20 protein-coding genes and 1 tRNA gene are annotated in these 19477 nt (G+C 60.2%); 5 read left to right on the top strand and 16 right to left on the bottom strand.

Annotated features, from left to right (window positions below; translation table 11 throughout):
- Window positions 1-35: 35 nt before the first annotated feature.
- The 9 genes from ACYVDM_RS17865 to ACYVDM_RS17905 form a co-directional block, all read right to left on the bottom strand.
- Window positions 36-1421: a GTPase/DUF3482 domain-containing protein gene (locus ACYVDM_RS17865; protein ID WP_415787304.1), complete on the bottom strand. Its 1386-nt coding sequence runs from the start codon at window positions 1419-1421 to the stop codon at window positions 36-38.
- Window positions 1414-2838: a DUF2868 domain-containing protein gene (locus tag ACYVDM_RS17870; RefSeq protein ID WP_415787306.1), complete on the bottom strand. Its 1425-nt coding sequence runs from the start codon at window positions 2836-2838 to the stop codon at window positions 1414-1416. Before ACYVDM_RS17870 ends, ACYVDM_RS17865 begins: the two co-directional genes overlap by 8 nt.
- A gap of 20 nt (window positions 2839-2858) precedes the next feature.
- The gene (locus ACYVDM_RS17875) at window positions 2859-3239 is read right to left on the bottom strand and encodes a YkvA family protein (protein WP_415787308.1); all 381 of its coding nucleotides are present in this window, start codon (window positions 3237-3239) and stop codon (window positions 2859-2861) included.
- Window positions 3240-3436: 197 nt separating this feature from the next.
- A complete protein-coding gene (locus ACYVDM_RS17880; protein ID WP_415787310.1) occupies window positions 3437-4555 on the bottom strand; it encodes an NAD(P)/FAD-dependent oxidoreductase in 1119 nt (372 codons plus the stop codon).
- Window positions 4556-4572: 17 nt separating this feature from the next.
- The gene (locus ACYVDM_RS17885) at window positions 4573-5538 is read right to left on the bottom strand and encodes an ornithine cyclodeaminase family protein (protein ID WP_415787312.1); all 966 of its coding nucleotides are present in this window, start codon (window positions 5536-5538) and stop codon (window positions 4573-4575) included.
- Window positions 5535-6290 (bottom strand): maleate cis-trans isomerase family protein, encoded by a 756-nt coding sequence (locus ACYVDM_RS17890; RefSeq protein WP_415787314.1) that lies wholly within the window; start codon window positions 6288-6290, stop codon window positions 5535-5537. The genes ACYVDM_RS17885 and ACYVDM_RS17890 overlap by 4 nt, the downstream gene beginning before the upstream one ends.
- Window positions 6287-7123 carry an alpha/beta fold hydrolase gene (locus tag ACYVDM_RS17895; protein ID WP_415787316.1) on the bottom strand — a complete coding sequence of 279 codons (837 nt, stop codon included), beginning with the start codon at window positions 7121-7123 and terminating at the stop codon, window positions 6287-6289. The genes ACYVDM_RS17890 and ACYVDM_RS17895 overlap by 4 nt, the downstream gene beginning before the upstream one ends.
- A gap of 12 nt (window positions 7124-7135) precedes the next feature.
- Window positions 7136-8104: a Bug family tripartite tricarboxylate transporter substrate binding protein gene (locus ACYVDM_RS17900; protein WP_415787318.1), complete on the bottom strand. Its 969-nt coding sequence runs from the start codon at window positions 8102-8104 to the stop codon at window positions 7136-7138.
- Between the two features lie 57 nt (window positions 8105-8161).
- The gene (locus ACYVDM_RS17905) at window positions 8162-9487 is read right to left on the bottom strand and encodes an MmgE/PrpD family protein (protein WP_415787320.1); all 1326 of its coding nucleotides are present in this window, start codon (window positions 9485-9487) and stop codon (window positions 8162-8164) included.
- A gap of 71 nt (window positions 9488-9558) precedes the next feature.
- Between ACYVDM_RS17905 and ACYVDM_RS17910 the strand changes: the two genes are divergently transcribed.
- From ACYVDM_RS17910 to ACYVDM_RS17925, 4 genes are all read left to right on the top strand, one after another.
- A complete protein-coding gene (locus ACYVDM_RS17910) occupies window positions 9559-10395 on the top strand; it encodes an IclR family transcriptional regulator (protein WP_415787322.1) in 837 nt (278 codons plus the stop codon).
- A 168-nt stretch (window positions 10396-10563) separates the two neighbouring features.
- Window positions 10564-11538: a tripartite tricarboxylate transporter substrate binding protein gene (locus ACYVDM_RS17915; RefSeq protein ID WP_415787324.1), complete on the top strand. Its 975-nt coding sequence runs from the start codon at window positions 10564-10566 to the stop codon at window positions 11536-11538.
- Between the two features lie 8 nt (window positions 11539-11546).
- Entirely contained in the window at window positions 11547-12437 is an 891-nt protein-coding gene (locus ACYVDM_RS17920; protein WP_415787326.1) for an amidohydrolase family protein, read from the top strand.
- A 184-nt stretch (window positions 12438-12621) separates the two neighbouring features.
- Entirely contained in the window at window positions 12622-13368 is a 747-nt protein-coding gene (locus tag ACYVDM_RS17925) for a sulfite exporter TauE/SafE family protein (protein WP_415787328.1), read from the top strand.
- A gap of 226 nt (window positions 13369-13594) precedes the next feature.
- On the opposite strand, the gene ACYVDM_RS17930 is transcribed toward ACYVDM_RS17925, so the two are convergent.
- The 6 genes from ACYVDM_RS17930 to petA form a co-directional block, all read right to left on the bottom strand.
- A tRNA-Thr gene (locus tag ACYVDM_RS17930) sits at window positions 13595-13670 on the bottom strand.
- A gap of 130 nt (window positions 13671-13800) precedes the next feature.
- The gene (locus ACYVDM_RS17935; RefSeq protein WP_415787330.1) at window positions 13801-14259 is read right to left on the bottom strand and encodes a ClpXP protease specificity-enhancing factor; all 459 of its coding nucleotides are present in this window, start codon (window positions 14257-14259) and stop codon (window positions 13801-13803) included.
- Window positions 14260-14278: 19 nt separating this feature from the next.
- Window positions 14279-14890, bottom strand: a complete 612-nt coding sequence (locus tag ACYVDM_RS17940) for a glutathione S-transferase N-terminal domain-containing protein (RefSeq protein WP_415787332.1) — start codon at window positions 14888-14890, stop codon at window positions 14279-14281.
- 157 nt (window positions 14891-15047) lie between these two features.
- A complete protein-coding gene (locus ACYVDM_RS17945; RefSeq protein ID WP_415788834.1) occupies window positions 15048-15902 on the bottom strand; it encodes a cytochrome c1 in 855 nt (284 codons plus the stop codon).
- Between the two features lie 19 nt (window positions 15903-15921).
- On the bottom strand, window positions 15922-17310 hold the full coding sequence (locus ACYVDM_RS17950) for a cytochrome b (protein ID WP_415787334.1): 1389 nt from the start codon (window positions 17308-17310) through the stop codon (window positions 15922-15924).
- A gap of 64 nt (window positions 17311-17374) precedes the next feature.
- A complete protein-coding gene (gene petA, locus ACYVDM_RS17955; protein WP_415787336.1) occupies window positions 17375-18016 on the bottom strand; it encodes a ubiquinol-cytochrome c reductase iron-sulfur subunit in 642 nt (213 codons plus the stop codon).
- 137 nt (window positions 18017-18153) lie between these two features.
- On the opposite strand from petA, the gene mscL reads away from it, so the two are divergent.
- Window positions 18154-18603 carry a large conductance mechanosensitive channel protein MscL gene (gene mscL, locus ACYVDM_RS17960; RefSeq protein ID WP_415787338.1) on the top strand — a complete coding sequence of 150 codons (450 nt, stop codon included), beginning with the start codon at window positions 18154-18156 and terminating at the stop codon, window positions 18601-18603.
- Window positions 18604-18689: 86 nt separating this feature from the next.
- Here the strand turns inward: mscL and ACYVDM_RS17965 are convergent, their stop codons facing one another.
- Entirely contained in the window at window positions 18690-19466 is a 777-nt protein-coding gene (locus ACYVDM_RS17965; RefSeq protein ID WP_415787340.1) for a Nif3-like dinuclear metal center hexameric protein, read from the bottom strand.
- Window positions 19467-19477: the final 11 nt, after the last annotated feature.

Genomic DNA, 19477 nt, shown 5'->3' on the forward strand with positions numbered 1-19477 from the left:
GTTGCGATCAGTGAAAAACACTGTTTGTACGGCGCTTAAGATGTGCTGTCTGGCGTTGCCAGGGCACGGGCCAGATCGGCCACGACGCGCTTGCGGCGTTCGTCGTCCTCGTGCCCTTTGCCGAGGGCGGACCATTCGGGGCGGCTGCGGGCTTCTTTTAGTGCGTCGGGTAGCCGGCCGGAGCGCCAGGCTTGGTCGGCGGGCTGGTTCAGGCGCACGGGGTCACGCGCGGCATGACCCCGGTGCTCCAGTGCGTCAATCAACTGACGTTGTCGCAACGCTAAAAGACGCAGCACCGCATCGTCCACCGTGATTTCACGATAGCCGCGCAGTTTTCCCAGGATGCGTCCGCCCAAGCGCTCTGCGCCTTGCCACAGGCCGCCGGCGGTCGCGCCGATCAGCATGCCGGTGCCCAGGCTGAGTCCCGCACTGAGCATATCGACGGCGGCGCCCGCCATAGCGCCCGCGGCCATGCCGGTGCCAAGTTTAATTCCCATGTCTTTCAGGGCTTGAGGGTGAAACAGGTCCATTCCCCAGCGCGTATCCGTCAGCGGCAGGTCATCCTCGGCGTAATCGTCGCGGCGAAAGTTGTACAGCGCCAGCAAGGCATCCACGCAGGCTTGTTCGCGATTGCGGACCTGCTCGCGTAGGGTGGCGGCGTGCGTTTGCAAGGCGTCGTCATCGGCCGGGCTCGCCAGGCGCAGCGCCGCCACATCCACCAACAGATTAGCGACTAACTGCCAGGCGGCCTGATTGCGCTCGTTGCGTTGGCGTGCCAACGCGTCGGAAAGGCGGCGCAAGGTCTCTGCATGACGATCCAGCAGGACGGCTAATTTGCCATATAGCTGACGTTCACCATCGAGCGGGGGCGCGATGGTGTCGAACTCCAGCGCCGCATGTAATCCCAAGCGTGCCATGGCATCGCGCCATTCATCGGCACGATGCGCCGGTGCATTGACGAAATTCAATACTGGCAGCAAGGGGCGGCCGCAGGCGGCCAGCAACGCCAATTCGTCACGATGTTTACTGAGCACCGGGTCGCGGGCGTCAATGACATAAAGGGCCGCATCGCAGTCCAGCATTTTGGTGAGCACCCGTGCTTCCTGCTCATAGCGTCGATGCGCTTCCGGAGAGTCCAAAAAGCGCCGAATACGGCCGGGCCCGTCCCGGCGAGACGCCGGATCATCGAGTCGCTCCAGGTATTCCAGCAAGGCAATGCTGTCTTCCATGCCGGGCGTATCGAACCATTCGAGCACGGGCTTGCCGTCTAGTTTCAGGCGCGCGCCTTCGACATGGCGTGTGGTTCCCGGGCTGTCGGCTACGTCGCCAAAGCCGCTATTGCGTGTCAGGGTGCGCAGCAAGGATGTCTTGCCGGTATTGGTGTGCCCGACGACGGCGATTTTCAGCATCGAGTCAGCCATGGCCCGTCTCCAGCCAGCGCAGGGGTTGGTCGGCGTCGCGCAAAATGTCTGTCGCCGCCATGCCCGCGGCGGTCAAGCGGTCTTGCCAGGTTTGAAGGCGCTCGGGCGACGGAGCCGGATCGCTGCCCGCGCAGAGCCAGACGCGTGCTTGCCCGGCCTTGTCGGCCAGGGCGGCGATGAGGCCCAATGTTCCGCGATCAGGCGTTTGCCGGGCGTCACACGCAATCAGCAACCGCGGCGTCGTAGCCAGCGCCAGTGCATCCAGTAAACGATTGCGTTGTTGGCGCGAGTCCAGGTTGCCGCCGTCGTACACGCCGTCCGGGAGATCGGTGGGTGGCCATGCCAGATCGCCAGGCAATTCCAGACCGACCAATAGCGGCTGATTGTTTAGTTGATCCAGGGCGCCCTGGTCAATCAGTCGGCCCGCATTGACGTGTGGCTGATGCAGCGGGTCGACGGGGCGGTCGATGCCGCTGGATTGCACGACGGGCAGTAGGCGGTCGCGCAACGCGGCGTAGCCCGGCAAGGCCGGATCGATTTGCAAGCGGCGCTGCGCACGGACGGTTTGTATCAGGCAAAGCAACCAGACGAGAAGCCGGGGCAACACACCATATATTGCGATGACGCCGATCAACCAGACAGACCATTGTGCTTGCGCGATAGCGGGCAGGGGCTGGCTATTGTCGCTGGCGCGCACGATCTCCTCGGCGGGAATAGCGAAACCGAATTGCGCGGGCAGCCAACCGAGTGCGCGCGTCAGAAAAACGAACGTGTCCGGTTGCAATAACGTGGTCGCCCAGACGAAGCGGTAACTGGCGGTCGACAGCATGACCAGCAGGGTAACGAGGGCGGCGAGCAGGCCGGCCAGCCACAGCGAGTGGCTGATCCCGCCGAACAGCCAGCGCAAGGCCCCCGCGCGTGCCAACAGATTCATCAGGGCTTGCGGGACCAGGGCGGCATCGGGCCCGCGTGCAAATTTGCGCGTCGCCCATAGCCACAAGCTTCCCAGACCGGTGGCGTGGCTCGGTCGCACCAGAAAGGAGGCCAGCCACAGTACAAACGTCAGCAGATGCAGCCCCAACAGCGCCCCGATGGCCCACAGCACATTGACGGGGCGTGCCCCGTCGCCCAAGGCGCCTGCTGCCGAGCCTACGCCGGCCAGTACGGCAATTAGCAGTAACAGCAACAAACTGATGAAGGCGCCTTGGCGCCAGCGCACGATCAGTTCGGTGAGACCCTCACGGTGGCCCAGCAAATGGGCGCGCTGCACAATGCGGCCTTGGAGGGTGTCAGGCCCATTGCGTGCCTGGCGTATGGCGTCGGCATCCTCGAGGGGACCCCAATGCTCTTCGCGCAGGCGTATGGTCTCGGCCAACCAGTGAGCTTGCCAGGCAGGAGATGTCTGGGGGGCCGTCATTGCGGCGGCACGAGGCACCATTAACGATTGGTAGGCGTTGCGTCGGTGTTTTCTGACGTTCCAAACCAGTTTTGCAGCTTGTCGCTAGCCTGTTGTTTGACGTCGTCATTGATGTAGTACGCCACCGTGGCGAGCGCCGCTGTCATGATGCTCAGGTCATCGGTGTAGCCCACTAGCGGCGCCAAGTCCGGGATGGCATCCAGCGGCAACACAAAATAGCCCAGCGCACCGTAGATGACCCGGCGCGCCCACTTGGGTGTGTCGGGATTTTTTACGGAGTAGTACAGCCACAGGGCTTTTTCCAGGGCTTGTCGGCCTGCGGCTGACGCATGACGCGTCGCCTTGCGCCAAAAGCGCTGGTCAGAATAAGCCTTTTCGTAAGTCGGTTGAGCGATAGACATAGTGGGTCAGGGTCAGAGCCCAGTCTTTCTAGATAACGGCCCATTGTAGACGCCAACGCGTTCCTGCTCGGCCTTGTGTCGTGGATACCCATGTTTACGAGTTGGTTTTCTCTAAATAGAAATACATTTAGTTTCAATTTTAGTGGGGGCGGTCAGTCACGCAGGCGCGACGCAGCTTTCAATGATCTAGAACACTATTATGCTAGCGTCACCTGATCTCGCACATATGCCCCCAACGCCAGCGCGGAAGTGAGTCCGGGAGATTCGATGCCGAAGAGGTTTACCAATCCTTGGGCACCGTGATGGCTGGCGTCTTCGATGCGGAAATCCTCGGCGCCGGAATGCAGCGGTGCGTCTGGCCCGGCAAGTCGCGGCCGGATGCCGGTATAGCCGGGTTGCAATGTCCCGTCACGAAGGTTCGGGTAATAGCGCCGGATACCCGCATAGAATAGCGCTTCGCGCTCGTCGCCAAAATGGTAGTCGACCTCGTCTATCCATTCCAGATCCGGGCCGAATCGGCACTGTCCTGCCAGATCCAGTGTCACATGTACGCGCATGGTGGCTTCCCGAGTCACGGGATAAACCAGGTGACGGAACGGCGACGCTCCACTCATCGTGTAGTAGCGACCTCGTGCATAGTGGATGCGCGGCACGTGACGTTTGTCCAGGTTCTTCAAGCTGGCTGCGACCCGTGCGGCGTACAGGCCCGCACTGTTGACGACGTGCGCGCACTGGATTTCCGTTTGTTGCGCACCGCCTAGGCGCAGTACGATGCCGTCGGATGTGATTTCGCCGCCCAGTACCGGGCTGTTGGCGATCAGCATTGCGCCGGCATTTTCCGCGTCACCCAGCAACGCCAGCATCAGGCCATGGCTGTCGACGATGCCTGTCGACGGCGAGAGAACTGCGCCGGACGCGAGAACTTCTGGTTCCAGGTCGGCCAGTTCGTGCTGGTCGATCATGCGCAAGTCGCCAACGCCGGCATCTCGCGCGCGTTTGACATAGTCTTGCAGGCCGGCGAGGTCACCCGTCTCGGTGGCAACGATGAGTTTGCCAACGCGCGCGTGGCCGATGCCGCGTTCGGCGCAGTATTGGTACAGAGCATTCTTGCCCTGTACGCATAGCCGGGCTTTTAGCGAAGTCGCCGGGTACGATATGCCGGCATGGATGACTTCGGAATTACGCGCGCTGGTCTGGGTGCCGAACGTCTGCTCGGCCTCGAGAATGACGACTTCACGGCCCGCCAGCGCGAGCTCGCGCGCGATCGCCAGACCCACGACGCCGGCACCGATGACGGCGCAATCGAAATGATGCATGTGCGGACCTGTTGGCGTTATCGGGCGCCGATGGGCAGGTCTTGGCCCATGCCGCGGTTGCGCGCCAGTTCAAGAATGCGCGCGCCGGCATAGATATCCTGCAACGCCATGCCATGTGACTCGAACAGGATGATCTGATCGTCGCGCGTCCTGCCGGGACGCAGGCCGGTCAACACCTGCCCCAAGCTGGCCAGGTTCTCCCAATAGATCAAACCGTTTTCGTAGGCGCTCAATAGGTCGCCTGATTCATGCTGCGCGACTTGTACCGAATCGGCCACGATCAGGTCGGCGCGTCGTACGGTCTGGGTATCTATTTCGCGGCGGTCGAGTGCATTGGACCCAACAGCTACCACGCATTGACCGGGCTCAAGCCAGTGTCCGTCGAACAAGGGCTCGCTACTGCGTGTGATCGTCAGGATGATGTCCGAGCCGTTAACGGTCTCTTCGCGCGACTGTGCGGGCCGGACGTTGACACCGGTCGCTTTCGCCATTTTGGTGCAGAACGCATGCACGCGCTGCATATCACGTCCGAAAACCTTGACTTCCTTTAGTGCGTGGGCCGCGCAAGCGGCTTCGAGCTGTGTCTGCGCATGGCGTCCCGATCCGAACAGTCCCAGTACGCGGGAGTCCTGGCGAGCCAGCGCGCGTAACGCTATGGCGGTGGCTGCGCCAGTCCGTATTTGTCCCAGCCAGTCGGACTGGATGATGGCCTCGAGATTACCCTGGTTCATGTTGATCAAGTGCAGCAGCGAGGTTCGCGATTTATCGGGCTGGATGTAATACGCCTTGTAGCCGATGAAATTGAGTTCAGGCGCCGCGGCTTGCAGAATATGCAAGTGACCGCCAGGTTGTCGCGTACGCACGCGCGGCACGTCGAACGCCTGGCCTTGCGCGTGTGCCGTGAACGCACGTTCGACTTGCTCCATGGCGTCCTGCATGGTCAGTAGTTGGCGGACGTCGTCTTCTGATAAATATCGAATCATGATTTGATTTCCTGTGTGCCGGTCGGTGCAATACCTGTCAGCAGGCAAGAGCCATGTTGCAGCGGTTCGCACACACCGATAGTACGAAGCGCGTTCCACATCATGGCCGCCGCGCTCGATATCACCGGCTTGCCCAGATCCTGTTCCAGTTTGTCGAGCACGGCAATCGTGGGCATGCCGACGCCACTTAGAAACACGGCCTGTGCGTCGGCGCAGTCGGTCTGACGCGCCAACTGGTAGGCGCGCTCGGGAGTTTCGTCGTAGATATTTTTCACGCCGGGCAGTATGCCGTGCGCGACGACCTGCAGCCCGTGTGCTTCCAGATGAGCCTTGCCCAGGGCCGTGACTTGTTCGTTGTACGGTGTAGCGTAAGCGACGCGTCGTACTCCCAGGTGCGCCAGGGCGGCCACGACACTGCCGAATGCCGTGATGAACGGGATGCGGTGTTCGCGCTGCATGCGATCGATCAGGGTGGCTTCGCCGTCCTTGCCCAACGTATAGCTGGTCGCGGTGTGCGCCATCACCATGACGCCGGGCTTGACCATGGCCAGCAAGGCGGCGTTTTCGTCCAGATGAGCGATCTGCGCACGGTTGCGTTCTTCTTGCCCTTCGTGCGCGCCCGTGTTGCCATGCGCGACCATGCGGGTGAAGTGCAGCGACACGCCTGCTGGCGTCAATTGCATCATTTCAGGTTCGACAGTCGGGTTGCCGGGTGGCACCAGAAAGCCGATGCGTCCTCGCCATCCCATCATGATGTTTGCTCCTTGATAAAGCGGGCCGTCAACGTCGCGCAGGTATCTGGATGCGTGGCGGCAATGTGATATGAATCGGCGGACAGCTCGACCAGCTTTGCGTCGGGTACGCGCGCGAGCCATCTACGGATTTCGTCGAGCGACGGTTGTTGATTGAACTGGCTGGATGGTCCGGGTTGTACCGGCGCGATGACTTGGGTGGGACACCGTATCTGTTCGAGTGCTCTCGGTTCTTGCGACGCCGCGATCAGTTGGAAGCAGGCCCTGACGGTTATGGCCGAGGTGTTGGCCATGTATTGTGTCCACCACGCCAGTCCCTCGGAAGGCAGTGCACCACCCATGCGGCCCGGCATAGTGGCGCGTGCCCAGCCCTCGACTCCCTCTTCGTCGAGCAGTTGATTCCATTGTCCCAACCACTTGCTCAATGCAGCCGCTGGGGAAATCAGCACACCGGCCAACGTCAGCGAGGCCATCCATGGCACTTGGCGCTGGGCGAGCTCCAGCGCGACCTGAGCACCCAACTTGGCACCCACGACATGGACGCGTTCAAGGCGCAACTCGGTGGCCAGTTGCTGAACGTCGTCGGCCAAACTGGCCACCGAAAGCGTTTCGTGTGCTTGCAGTGCGGCGGATTGGCCGTGCCCTCGTAAATCCGGTCGGATGACGCGGTACTGGCGAGCCAGATGCGGCACCCAGCCATTGAATGCCGCTGCCGATTCGGCGATACCATGCAGCAGCATGACGTGCGGTGCGTTGAGCCAACCGTCGGAAAAATCATCCAGCTGATAGGCCAAGCAGGTGTTGCTGGCAGCAGTGTCGAGGCGAGCACGCATGAATCGGATTCCTTATTGCTTTTCCATGTTGCTGGCCTCGATGACCTTTTGCCATTTGGTGATTTCTTTTTTGAGCAGCACATCCAGATCGGCGGCCGGCAGTCCGCGTGGCACGATACTTTGTTGTTCCATCTGGGCGATTACCTTCGGATCTTTTGCCGCCGTCGTAAAGGCTTGCTGCAGTTTGGATACGATGTCGGCCGGCAACCCCGCGGGCCCGAGAACACCTATCCAATACGATGTTTCGTAATCGGGATAACCAGATTCGGCGATGGTAGGTTTGTCGGGCAACTCGGCGGCGCGCTCCGTACTGGTGACCGCCAGGACTTTCAGGCGACCGTCTTCCACCATGGCGCGCGACGTCGCATAGGCCTCGATCTTGACGTCAACTCGGCCCGCTACCAGATCGGCTTTCGCAGGGCCCGTTCCCTGATAGGGCACGTGGACCAAGGACAGATTGGCATCATTGGCGAACATGGCCATGGACAGATGGGGCCAACTGCCGACGCCGGCCGATGAGTACGTCACTTTGCCCGGATTGGCTTTAGCGTAGGCAATGAATTGCTCGAACGTATCGTAGGGTTTTTGGGCTTGCGCCAGGAAAACGCCGGGGTGGTCGGCCAGCAGTGCGATGGGCGTGAAGTCTTTGAGCGTATCGTAGGGTAGGTCTTTTCTGAGCGATTCGTTGACGGCAAAGCCGGTTTGCCCGACGAGCAAGGTGTAGCCATCGGGCGCGGCCTTGGCCACGAAGTTACTGCCCACCACACTGCCCGCACCGGGTTTGTTTTCCACGATGATGGGCTGGCCCAGCAATTGCTGGGCGCGTTCGGCGACCGCGCGCGCGACCACGGTTGTCGATCCGCCCGGTGCAAAGGGCACCACTAGCACAATCGGTTTATCGGGATACGCGGCATGAGCCCCAGTGGCCGCGGCACATGCGATGGCCGCCAAGCTTGCTGAAAGGATGCGGATAGGATTCATGATTCATTCCTGTCGTGGTAGTTGTGGGGAGGGAATCATCGACAAGCAAAGCCGACGTCACAGGGTCTCCAACTGTGAAGTCAGCTCATCGATATGTGGCAGATCCTGCAGGCTCAACACGGTTTGCAGCAGGCGTTCGGATTTTTCGGATGCCAGGTCAGTCGTCAGCCGCCGGAATTTGGCAATAACCTTGTCTGTTGTCGGACGCAAGGTATCCATTTCCAGGCCCGACGCGCGATAGGTGAGGTCATTGCAGGTCACTTCGACATCGACCCGGCCTTGCTGGTCAGGCGAGGGATCAAGCAAATGGATTTTGTCGGCCAGACCAAGGACCTGACTGTCGTCTGTCTGGTCGTAGTAGGCGTAAGTGTCGATGGGTCGACCTAGCAGGGCCGCGGCCACGGTGAAGCGGGCGCTGATGCGCGCCTTCAGGGGCGATGCATAAGGCGCTACGTTCTGGTAACCGGGATTGGTCAATGTCAGCATCGGGGCACGCACGGTAACGCGCGTAATGCGATGAGCATCAAGTTGATGTTGAACCGCCAACTGATGGGCCAGATGTACCGGCGTTTGCACAAATATGCAGACTGGGCGTTCTTTGTAGACGGTGTCTTCGATCAGAAACCGTTTGCCCAATTGTTCAATGGACGCACCCGCCTGCTGCGCCGTTCGCGCATAGGCCTGGTAATAGCCTGATTCGCCTTCGAATATGCTGGGCGACGCGGTGGCGCCGGCCTGTGCCAATTGGGCTGCTGAGACACCGCTGCGGGAGGCCCAACCCACGTTCAGTTTTACTTCCGTCGTACCCGACCGAAAGCCTTCGCCAAATCCCGATGCGAACATCGCGGCGCAACCCAGTGCATGCGCGGCTTGCGTGGCGGTCAGGCCCAGCAGTCTGGCGGCCGCGCCGGCCGCGCCGATGGCCCCGGCCACGCCCGTCGCCCGAAATGCCGGCAGCATATCAGGGCCGCCCAGATAGGCGCGCGCGACCAAGTCGTAGCCCAGCACGATCGCCGTCAGGACCTCTTTGCCCGAGGACGCGCGTTCATCGGCAATCGCCAGAGCCGCTGGAATCACCACTGCGCCGGGGTGCGATTTGTACAAGAAATCATCGTGCGTGCAGCCGTTGACCAACGTGGCGTTGATGAACGCAGCATCGACGGCGGGTACGCGCTGGCCTCCGGCGATGATGACCGCCCCGCCTGCGTTTTGTCCGGCGAAGCGACGGGCAATGCCAGGGACCGGCAGGCTGCGTGCCGCATACGCGGTGGCCAGCGAATCGAGCAGGCAGGCCTTGGCCAAATCGACGACGTCTCGAGGTAGGTCGTCGAATCTGCCGTCATGGATGAACTGGCCAAGCGCGCGGGAAATTGAGGCTGTCATAGGCACCAATAAGCGGGATTGCATGGTGGGGAATTGAGTGTTATAGTTCCGTTAATCGGAACTATATATCGATGAGTGAAACCATGGTATCCCATTCGCCCAAGACCGACAAGAGGGTCATTCCATCATCGGACTCGCCCGCGGCGTTCGCGCGCAGTGGCGACAGCGGTACCGTCAATCGCACGCTGCGTCTGTTGAGTTGTTTTGCCGAACAAGAGCGTTGGGGTCTCAATGACCTGGCCAAGGCGCTGAATTTACCCAAGGCCACCATGCATCGCTTGTTGGGTCTGTGCAAGCCGCTGAATTTCGTGATGCAAGACACCGACGGCCTGTATCAGCCCGGTCTGGCGCTGTACCGGCTGGCGGGGAAATTGGCGTCGGAAATGCCGCTGAACCAGTTGGCCGAACCCATCTTGCGCGACGTACGTGACCGTACCGACGAAACGGTCTTGCTGACGCTGCTTGATCGCGGCGAGCTACAGATGTACTTCTCGCTGTCAGCCTCACCTGCGCACCCTTTGCGCTACACCATTCAGCTCAACCGTTTGCAGCCGCTCAGTTGGGGAGCTACCGCGCGTTCCCTGCTGGCGTTTCTTTCTCCGCAGGAAATCGACGAAGTTATTCGTCGCGCCGAGCCTTCACCGCTCAATGGCCGGCCATTGAGCGCCGACGAGTTGAGCGCCGCGCTGGCACAGATACGGCAGCAGGGCTATGCGGTCAGTTATGCCGAACGCGCACCCGAGGCGCATGGTGTCTCCGTACCCTTTTTTGACAACCAGGGACAGGTCCGGGGGAATTTGACGCTTACGGTGCCCGATTTCCGCTTCGATGCGGCCAAGCTGCCGGCCTGGATCGCGTTGCTGCGCGAATCGGCCGCTGCACTGACATGTCGCCTGGGGTGGTCCTGATATGTCGTGACGTCGCCGCATGCTTCACGAATGATGAATACCTCTTGCGCCATCGGCAACTACCGCTGGGCGGTCCGACTATTTATCCTAAAAAAGAGCCAGCCGGCTCGAGGGCCAGCGGAGCGTGCTCCAACCTGATAAAGAAAATACCGAATAAGGAGACGTAGCATGGACAGAAGAAAATTCTGCGCGATCGCCGGCATGGCGCCAATTCTGGGGGCCGTCACGACGCGCGTGCACGCGCAGACGTTGCAGAAGGGCAAACCCATTGTGCTGGTGGTGCCGTTTTCGCCCGGTGGCAACCTGGATACGGTGGCCCGCGCGGTGGCGCCCGAGCTGGGCACCGCGCTGGGTATGTCCGTCGTGATCGAGAACAAGCCGGGTGCGGGCGGGGTGATCGGCGCTAGCCAGGTGGCCCGGGCGGCGCCCGATGGCTACACCCTGCTGGTGACGACGCCGAACGCGATTACCGTGGCGCCGTTCATGGTCGATACCCATTACACGTTGAAGAGCTTTGCTGCCGTGGGCGGACTGGGTTCGGCCTCTCAGGTGGTAGCCGTCAATCCCAGGGGCCGCTTCCAGACAATGGCGCAATTGCTCGACGAAGCGCGGCGCAGCGAGGGCGCCGTCACGCTCGGGCATTCAGGTCTGGGCACGACCAACCACATCGCCCTGCTCAAGCTGGAAGAGGCGGCGGGTTGTCGCTTTACGGCGGTGCCATTCAAAGGCTCGGCGCCGGCGATTGCGGCATTGCTGGGCGCGCAGATCGACGCCATCATCGATCAGGTGACGAGCTCTTATGCCAATATCAAGGCGGGTAAGTTGCGCGGCCTTGCGGTGTTGTCCGCCGAGCGCGATCGCTTCCTGCCAGACGTTCCGACGCTCGCCGAAGCCGGGCTCGCTGGCTTGACCTCCATGACGCAGTGCGGCCTGATGGCGCCGGCGGGTACACCTGACGCCATTGTGCAGCAGTTGAACGCAGCACTAAACAAGGCTTTGCAGGCCGATGCTGTGCGTGAACGCTTGCACAACACGGGCAGCGTTGCTCTGGAAACGACCCCCGCCGAATGGCAAAAAATACTGCAAGCTGAACTGGAAACTGCGCGTCAGCTCGATGCGCAAGGCAAACTCGCCGCTAACTGAGAAACGCTTTGACTAAGCTTTGTTTACCCGCACGAATTGAACACCAGAAGCTCGATTTCAGGCCGCCTCCGGGCAGCTGCGATGCGCATGCGCACGTATTCGGACCTTTCGATCGTTTTCCGCTGGATGCGGAGCGCAGTTATACCCCGCCGTCATATCCGGCTGAGGCCTTCATCGCGCACCTGGACGAACTGAGGCTGGAGCGCGGCGTGCTTGTCACGGGCAGTGCCTCTGGCACCGTCAACGATATCGTGCTTGACGCACTGACCCGATACCCGCAGCGTTTGCGTGGCGTGATTGTGCCTCGCACGGACATGAGCGACGCCGAGCTGGATCGTTACACCGAGGCGGGTGTGCGCGGTGTGCGGGCCAATCTGTATCAACTGAATGGCGCAGCGGTGTATCGCAATGGCGTGGGGCTCGACGTGTTGCAGGCACTGGCGCCCCGCTTGGCAGAACGCGGTTGGCATGCGCAAATCTGGGTACACGCCCCCGATCTGCCGACACTGATGCCGGCGCTCAAGGCACTGAATTTACCGCTGGTCATCGACCATATGGGGCGCATGAATACGAGTCGAGGCGTCGACGATCCAGGCTTTCAGTTCCTGTGTCGGCAGCTGGCCGAGGGCGCGCTGTGGGCAAAAATATCGGGGGCCGACCGCAACACAAGCAATGGACCGCCCTATCACGATGTCGACCCGTTTGCGCAGGCCATACTGAATGCTAATAACCAGCAGGTGGTATGGGGTACCGATTGGCCCCACATCAACTATTACGAGCAAGGACGTATGCCGGACGACGGAGAATTGTGCAATTTGTTGTCACGCTGGGCATCGGCCGAAGTCAGGCAGCGAGTGCTGGTGGACAATCCTGCCCGCCTGTATGGCTTTGATGCTTAGGCTGGCTGTCGATGCGTAGGGGAGGCATCGCCTATATGCGCGTCGTCCAGCGTCGCTGGTTGCAACATTAGTCACGACATCAGTTGCGTCGTTCAGTGCGGTTCGGTGTTGCTCAAGACCGTGTGGTACGCATCGCGCGGCAGCTTGGCGCTACACTGCTGCCCTTCGTTCAATCGAGAACACAATGTCCTTCGTTCCGTCCGAGATCACCTCTGTTTTCGCCACTATTTTGGTCATTGCCAGCTTTCTCACATCGGCCCTGACAGCCGCGATGGGTCTAGGTGGGGGCGTAGCCATGTTGGCAGTGTTAAGCGTGGGTTTGCCGGTCACCAGTGTGCTGCCCGTGCATGGCGTGGTTCAGATGGGATCGAACAGTGGGCGCGTCATCATCCAGCGCCGTCATGTGGTGCTCCCGTTGCTGTTGTGGTTCGCGTTAGGTAGCCTGGTTGGTGTCGCGTTGGGAGCGTCGGTGGTCGTCAGCATTCCGGACGCGCTGGCCAAGTGGGCGTTGGCACTGTTTATTCTGTGGTCGATCTATCGTAAAAAGCCCAGCGCCACAGCTCAGCGACACGGCAAGACCTATTTCGTGGTGGGCGGGGCGATCTCGAGTTTCTGCACCATGCTGGTGGGTGCTACCGGCCCACTGGTGGCTGCGCTGCTGGCCCGTACCGGTTTAATAAAACAACCGCTGGTGGCCACGCACGCCGCATGCATGGTGATTCAGCACGGCATGAAGATCGTGGTCTTCGGCACGTTGGGCTTTGCATACGCACAATGGGCCCCGCTCATCGCGGCGATGATCGCCAGCGGCGTCGTAGGTACCTGGATAGGCACCCGCATGTTGGACAACTTGCCCGAAGCGACCTTCCGCCTGGGTTTCAAGATCGTGATGACCTTGGTCAGCCTGCACATGATCTGGCAGACATTTTGAGCGTCAGGCGGTCGTTGCTTTGTTTGAGCAGTTAGATCTTTGATGTACACGGCATCGACATATGCTCAAAACGTGTCGAATATTTGTCGATCTTTCGACACGTTGGACAATCTGCCCGGGGCGATCTTCCGGCTAGGCTTCAAAATCGTGATGACTTGTTCAGCCTGCGCGTGATCTGGCAGATCAGCTTTGCCATCGGCGGTAATTATGCGGAACTTGATTTTATTGGTGCCGGTGAAAGGAATCGAACCCTCGACCTTCTCATTACAAGTGAGCTGCTCTACCAACTGAGCTACACCGGCAGACGCGGCGCCATGCGAGGGCATGACGGGTGAAGGGTTTGCATTGTATAGGAAACTCAGGGCAAGCATGTTGCCCGCCCTGTGGTTTCCGTGGCAAATCCCAGAGGCTTTGCCGTGATGATCCGGCGCCTTATTTGACGATTGTCAGATGAGGGCGCTTGGGCTCGTCGTCGTCGCCGTTGTTGTCCGTCTCGATTGAGGCGGCCGCGGGTTCGCCGGCTTCGACATGCGCGGTTTCGGCCGGCACGGGGGTGCCCGTGGGACTGGGCGCCTCGTAGGGTTGTACTTCAAAACCCATGCCAGCACCGGTTTCACGCGCATAGATGGCGCTGACGGTGGCCACGGGTACCCAGACGTTTTCCGTGATGCCGTTGAAACGGGCTTGGAATTCGATGAATTCGTTGCCCAGCACCAGTTGGTTGGTGGCCAATGTACCGACGTTCAGCGTGATCTGACCGTCGTGTACATGTCCCATAGGCACCCGGGTATGCTCGTCGACTTGTACGGTGATATACGGCGTATAGCCGTTATCGGTGCACCATTCGTGCAAAGCGCGCAACAGATACGGTTTGGTGGAAGTTTCACCCATCGTACAGAATCCTCCCGCCTTAGCGACGCATCACTTTTTCAGACGGCGTCAGTGCTTCGATGTAAGCCGGGCGCGAGAAGATGCGTTCGGCGTACTTTTGCAGCGGCGCGGCGTTCTTGGGCAGTTCGATACCGTAGTGATCCAGGCGCCACAGCAACGGCGCCACGGCAACGTCCAGCATCGAGAATTCGTCGCCGAGCATGTACTTGTTTTTCAACAGCAGCGGGGCCAGTTGCGCCAGGCGGTCGCGAATGCTCTGACGCGCGGTGGCCAGCTTCTTCTCGTCGGGCTTCGAGCTACGGTCTTCCAGCGTGGAGACGTGCACGAACAGCTCTTTTTCGAAGTTGTACAGGAACAGGCGCGTGCGTGCGCGCATGACCGGATCGGCCGGCATCAATTGCGGGTGCGGAAAGCGCTCGTCGATGTACTCGTTGATGATGTTGGACTCGTACAGCACCAGATCGCGTTCGACCAAGATGGGGACTTGGCCATACGGGTTCATGACCGAGATGTCTTCGGGTTTGTTGTACAGGTCGATGTCGCGGATTTCGAAATCCATTCCTTTTTCAAAGAGCACAAAGCGGCAGCGTTGCGAAAAGGGGCAGGTGGTTCCGGAATAGAGCACCATCATGGCGGTAAGTCCTTGTATGAAAAGCGAAAGGCCAGCGCCGCTAATCTAGCAAACGCTGGCCCCGATTACCAGGGTGGGACAGGCGTACAGCCCGATCGGGATTGTGTTGCCGGCCCCGAAGTGTATTGCATTGCCCCGCCACATGGCGGGGCGATCATTAGCGTACGTGCTTCCAATAGGAGGCATTCAGGCGCCAAGCTACCAGCAGGAACAGACCCAGGAACATCAGTACCCAGACGCCCAACTGCTTGCGGAACAATTGCTGCGGTTCGGCCATCCACGACAAAAACGCGGTCAAATCGGCCACATCATTGTTGTAGGCGGCTGCTTTGGCGGGATCCAGGGCCTTGAACTTAGCCTCAAGTGTAGCGTGTCCGTGAAAATCGGCGACAGGCTCGGTCTTGACCTGGGCATAACCCTGGTCGTCGTAGGTGGTCGTGATGCGTTCCCAGCTATGGGCGCCGTCCTTGCTTTGGACCTCGTGCATGGCGACCGTAGTGAGCTCGCGAGGGCCCTGGAGCTCCCAGAGGACGTGCGGCATGCCGACGTTGGGGAACACCAGGTTGTTCCAGCCCGTGGCGCGTGCCGTGTCACGATAGAACGTGCGCAAATAGGTGTAAATGTAGTCAGCGCCCGAGGGGCCGGCGTTGACGGATTTTGCCCGGGCGATGACGGACAGGTCTGGCGGGACGGTGCCAAACCATTTTTTTGCGTCTTCCGGCTGCATGGCAACGTGCATCAGGTCGCCGACCTTTTCGCCCGTAAACAACAGGTTTTCCTTGATTTGTTCGTCGGTCAGGCCGATGTCTTGCAGCTTGTTGTAGCGCATGGACGAGGCGCTATGGCAGTTAAGACAGTAGTTGACGAACAGTTTTGCACCGTTTTGCAGAGCGGCGACGTCGTTCACGCGATCGGGCGCGGTTTCCAGGGGGTAGCCGCCCTCGGCGGCGTACGCGCCGGTACACGCGAACATTAACGCGGCTACACCAATCAGCTTCTTGATCATGGTCATTCCGTTATTGGCTCGTGGGTCAGTGGGCATGGAACGTCACGCGGTCCGGGACCGGTTTGAAAGTCCCCAGACGGCTCCAGATGGGCATCAGGAAGAAAAAGCCCAGATAGATCAGCGTCCCGATTTGCGACATGAGGTTGTACACGTCGTTGGGCGGCTGCGTGCCCAGAAAGCCCAGTATCAGGAAGTTGACGATGAAAATGCCATAGAACCACTTGTGCCACGACGGACGGTAACGGATCGATTTGACCGGGGAGTGATCCAGCCAAGGCAGGAAGAACAGGATGACGACGGCGCCACCCATGGCAACGACACCCCAGAATTTGGCGTCGATGGTGCGCAGGAGGACGGCGACGATGATCAGCAGGGCGGGTACCGCAATACGCAGAATACCTTTCAGGTTGCTCTTGACCAGTAGTGCGATCGCGCCCAGTACGGCGGCGCCGGCCAACACCCAGGTGAACTCGGCCGTGGTGGCGCGCAGCATGGAGTAGAACGGCGTGAAGTACCAGACCGGGGCAATATGCGGAGGCGTCTTGAGCGGGTCGGCGGGAATGAAGTTGTTGTATTCCAGGAAGTAGCCGCCCATTTCCGGGGCAAAGAACACAATCGCCGCGAAGATGATCAGAAAGCCCGCCACACCCATGATGTCGTGCACGGTGTAGAACGGATGGAACGGGATGGCGTCCTTCGGTCGACCGTGCCGGTCTTTCGGGCCCTGTTTGACTTCGATGCCATCGGGGTTGTTGGAGCCGACTTCGTGCAGAGCGACCAGGTGAGCCGCGACCAGGCCTATCAGTACCAACGGGATGGCAATGACGTGGAACGAGAAGAAGCGGTTCAGGGTGGCGTCGGAGACAACATAGTCGCCGCGAATCCAGATGGACAGCTCAGGGCCGATGAACGGAATGGCCGAGAACAGGTTCACAATCACTTGTGCGCCCCAGTAGGACATCTGGCCCCAGGGCAACAGGTAGCCAAAGAATGCTTCACCCATCAGGCACAGGAAGATGGCGACGCCAAAGATCCAGACCAGTTCGCGCGGCTTGCGATAGGAGCCGTAGAACAGCCCACGCAGCATGTGCAGGTAGACCACGACAAAGAACATCGAAGCGCCGGTGGAGTGCATGTAGCGCACCAGCCAGCCCCATGGGACTTCGCGCATGATGTATTCGACCGACTGGAACGCGCGTTCGGCATCGGGCTTGTAGTGCATCACGAGGAAGATGCCGGTGACGATCTGAAGGACCAGTACCAGCAGGGCCAGGGACCCAAAAAAATACCAAAAATTAAAATTCTTGGGCGCATAGTACTCGGACAGATGCGCTTTCCAGGTGGAGGTCACCGGGAAGCGCCGGTCCAGCCAGCCCAGCAGTCCTGTTGTCTCGACGGTTTTTTCGCCAGCCATGAATGGCTCCTTCTATACGAGGCGTATCTTGCTAAAGTCGGGGTAACGCGGCGCGAGGCGCGCGTCAGGCTTTGTTTTCTTCGTCAACCCCGACGATGATGCGGGTGTCGCTCAGGTATTGGTACGGCGGAACTTCGAGGTTGTCGGGCGCGGGTTTGTTTTTGTACACGCGACCGGCGAGATCGAAGGTGGAGCCGTGGCAAGGGCACAGGAAACCGCCCTCCCATGTCGCCGGTAGGCCGCCACCGCCGCCCGGTGCGAAATGGGCAGTGGGCGAGCATCCCAAATGGGTACAGATGCCGACGCAGACGAACAGTTCGGGCTTGCGCGAACGGTATTCGTTCTTGGCGTACTCGGGCGTGTAACCAGGGCGTTCGGAATTGGGATCCGCGAGATAGGGGTCTTGTTCTTTGATGCCGGTGAGCTGGGCATCATCACGACGCAGCAGCCACACGGGCTTGCCACGCCATTCGACCGTACGCATTTGGCCCGGAGCCAAGTCGCCAATGTCGACTTCGACAGGAGCGCCCGCAGCACGGGCTTTCTCGGATGGGGCAAAAGTACTAACTAATGGAATGGCGGTTGCTACACCAGCCACACCGCCCACCGCACAGGCCGTACCGACCCAAAAGCGGCGGGATGGATCCGGTGGCAGGTTGGGGTCAACCGCACCATCTTCGTCCTGCAACAGCGTATCCTGACTCATCTTCCCATCCTCGTTGATGCACTTGCGTTACCTGTATAGCATCAGGTACGTAGCATCTGTTTGTGAAACATGTAACAGTGTCGCAACCGCTTATTATAGCGCCAGCCCGGTGTCGGGCGAACGTAAGGAGAAATTCTATGAGCAAGGCATCTGGTTTTATTCAAGAGTTCCGCGATTTCGCGGTGAAAGGCAACGCAGTTGACCTGGCGGTAGGCGTCATTATCGGAGCGGCATTTGGCAAGATCGTGGACTCGGTGGTGAAAGACTTGATCATGCCGTTGGTGAATTTCATCCTCGGCGGCCAGGTGGATTTTTCCAACAAATTCCTCGTATTGTCCATGCCCGAGGGCTATACCGGTCCCATGACGTATGCTGATTTGAGCGCCGCGGGAGCTAATGTGTTGGCTTGGGGCAACTTCGTCACGATTCTTATCAACTTTATTTTGCTGGCATTGGTGGTGTTCATCATCGTCAAGATGATCAACTCTGCTCGTCGCAAGGACGAAGAGGTTGCTCCCGCCGCGCCGGCGGCGCCCGCTGAAGACGTGGTGGTGTTGCGCGAAATCCGCGACTTGCTGAGAAAGTAAGCCGTGGGTGGCCTGCCCTGCGAGGCGGGCCGGGATTCACGCAGTACACCGCGCAAGGATGCGCGGTGTACTGCGTGAATTCGGCGTTATACCGGATTGTCGATGTCGACGAATTCGACCTGGATGCCGAATTGTTTTGCCACGGCTTCTCCCAGGGCCTGCGCGCCGTAGCGTTCCGTGGCGTGATGACCGGCGCCGATGAAACCGGTTCCGGTTTCACGCGCGAGATGAAAGGTGGGTTCAGAGGCTTCGCCCGTGATGTAGGCATCTGCGCCCGCGTCAATGGCATCGGCCAGCATGCCTTGTGCACCACCCGTGCACCAGGCGATGCGATGTAGCGGCCGATCCGCATCGCCGATGACCAGGGGTTGGCGCCCGAGGCGTTCGTGCACTCGCGTGGCCAGGTCGCCCAATGTGGCGAGCGCTGGGGCGTTGCCTAGCCAGATCAGATCGCCGGAACCGCATGTGAGGGGTACGCCATCGGCATCACGTTCGGGGGTCAGGCCGAGGACGCGCGCGAGCTGGGCGTTGTTGCCCCACTCAGGGTGTGCATCCAGCGGCAAGTGGTACGCAAACAGATTGAGGTCGTGCGCAAGCGTGAGGGCCAGGCGTGTGCGGCGTGGGCCCCGTACGCGAGGGTCCTCGTTTTTCCAGAACCACCCGTGGTGCACGAGCACCGCGTCCGCACCGCGCTCGATCGCGATACGCAGTAATGCTTCGGATGCGGTAACTCCGGTGATAATGTGGCCTACGCGCGGTTTGCCTTCGACTTGCAGGCCGTTGGGACAGTAGTCTTTGAATCGCGACGCTTGCAGCGTGGTGTCTAACCAAGCGGCCAGTTCGCGGGTGTCGATCGTTTTCATTGTCTTACCTT

It is taken from the genome of Bordetella tumulicola (assembly GCF_054779135.1).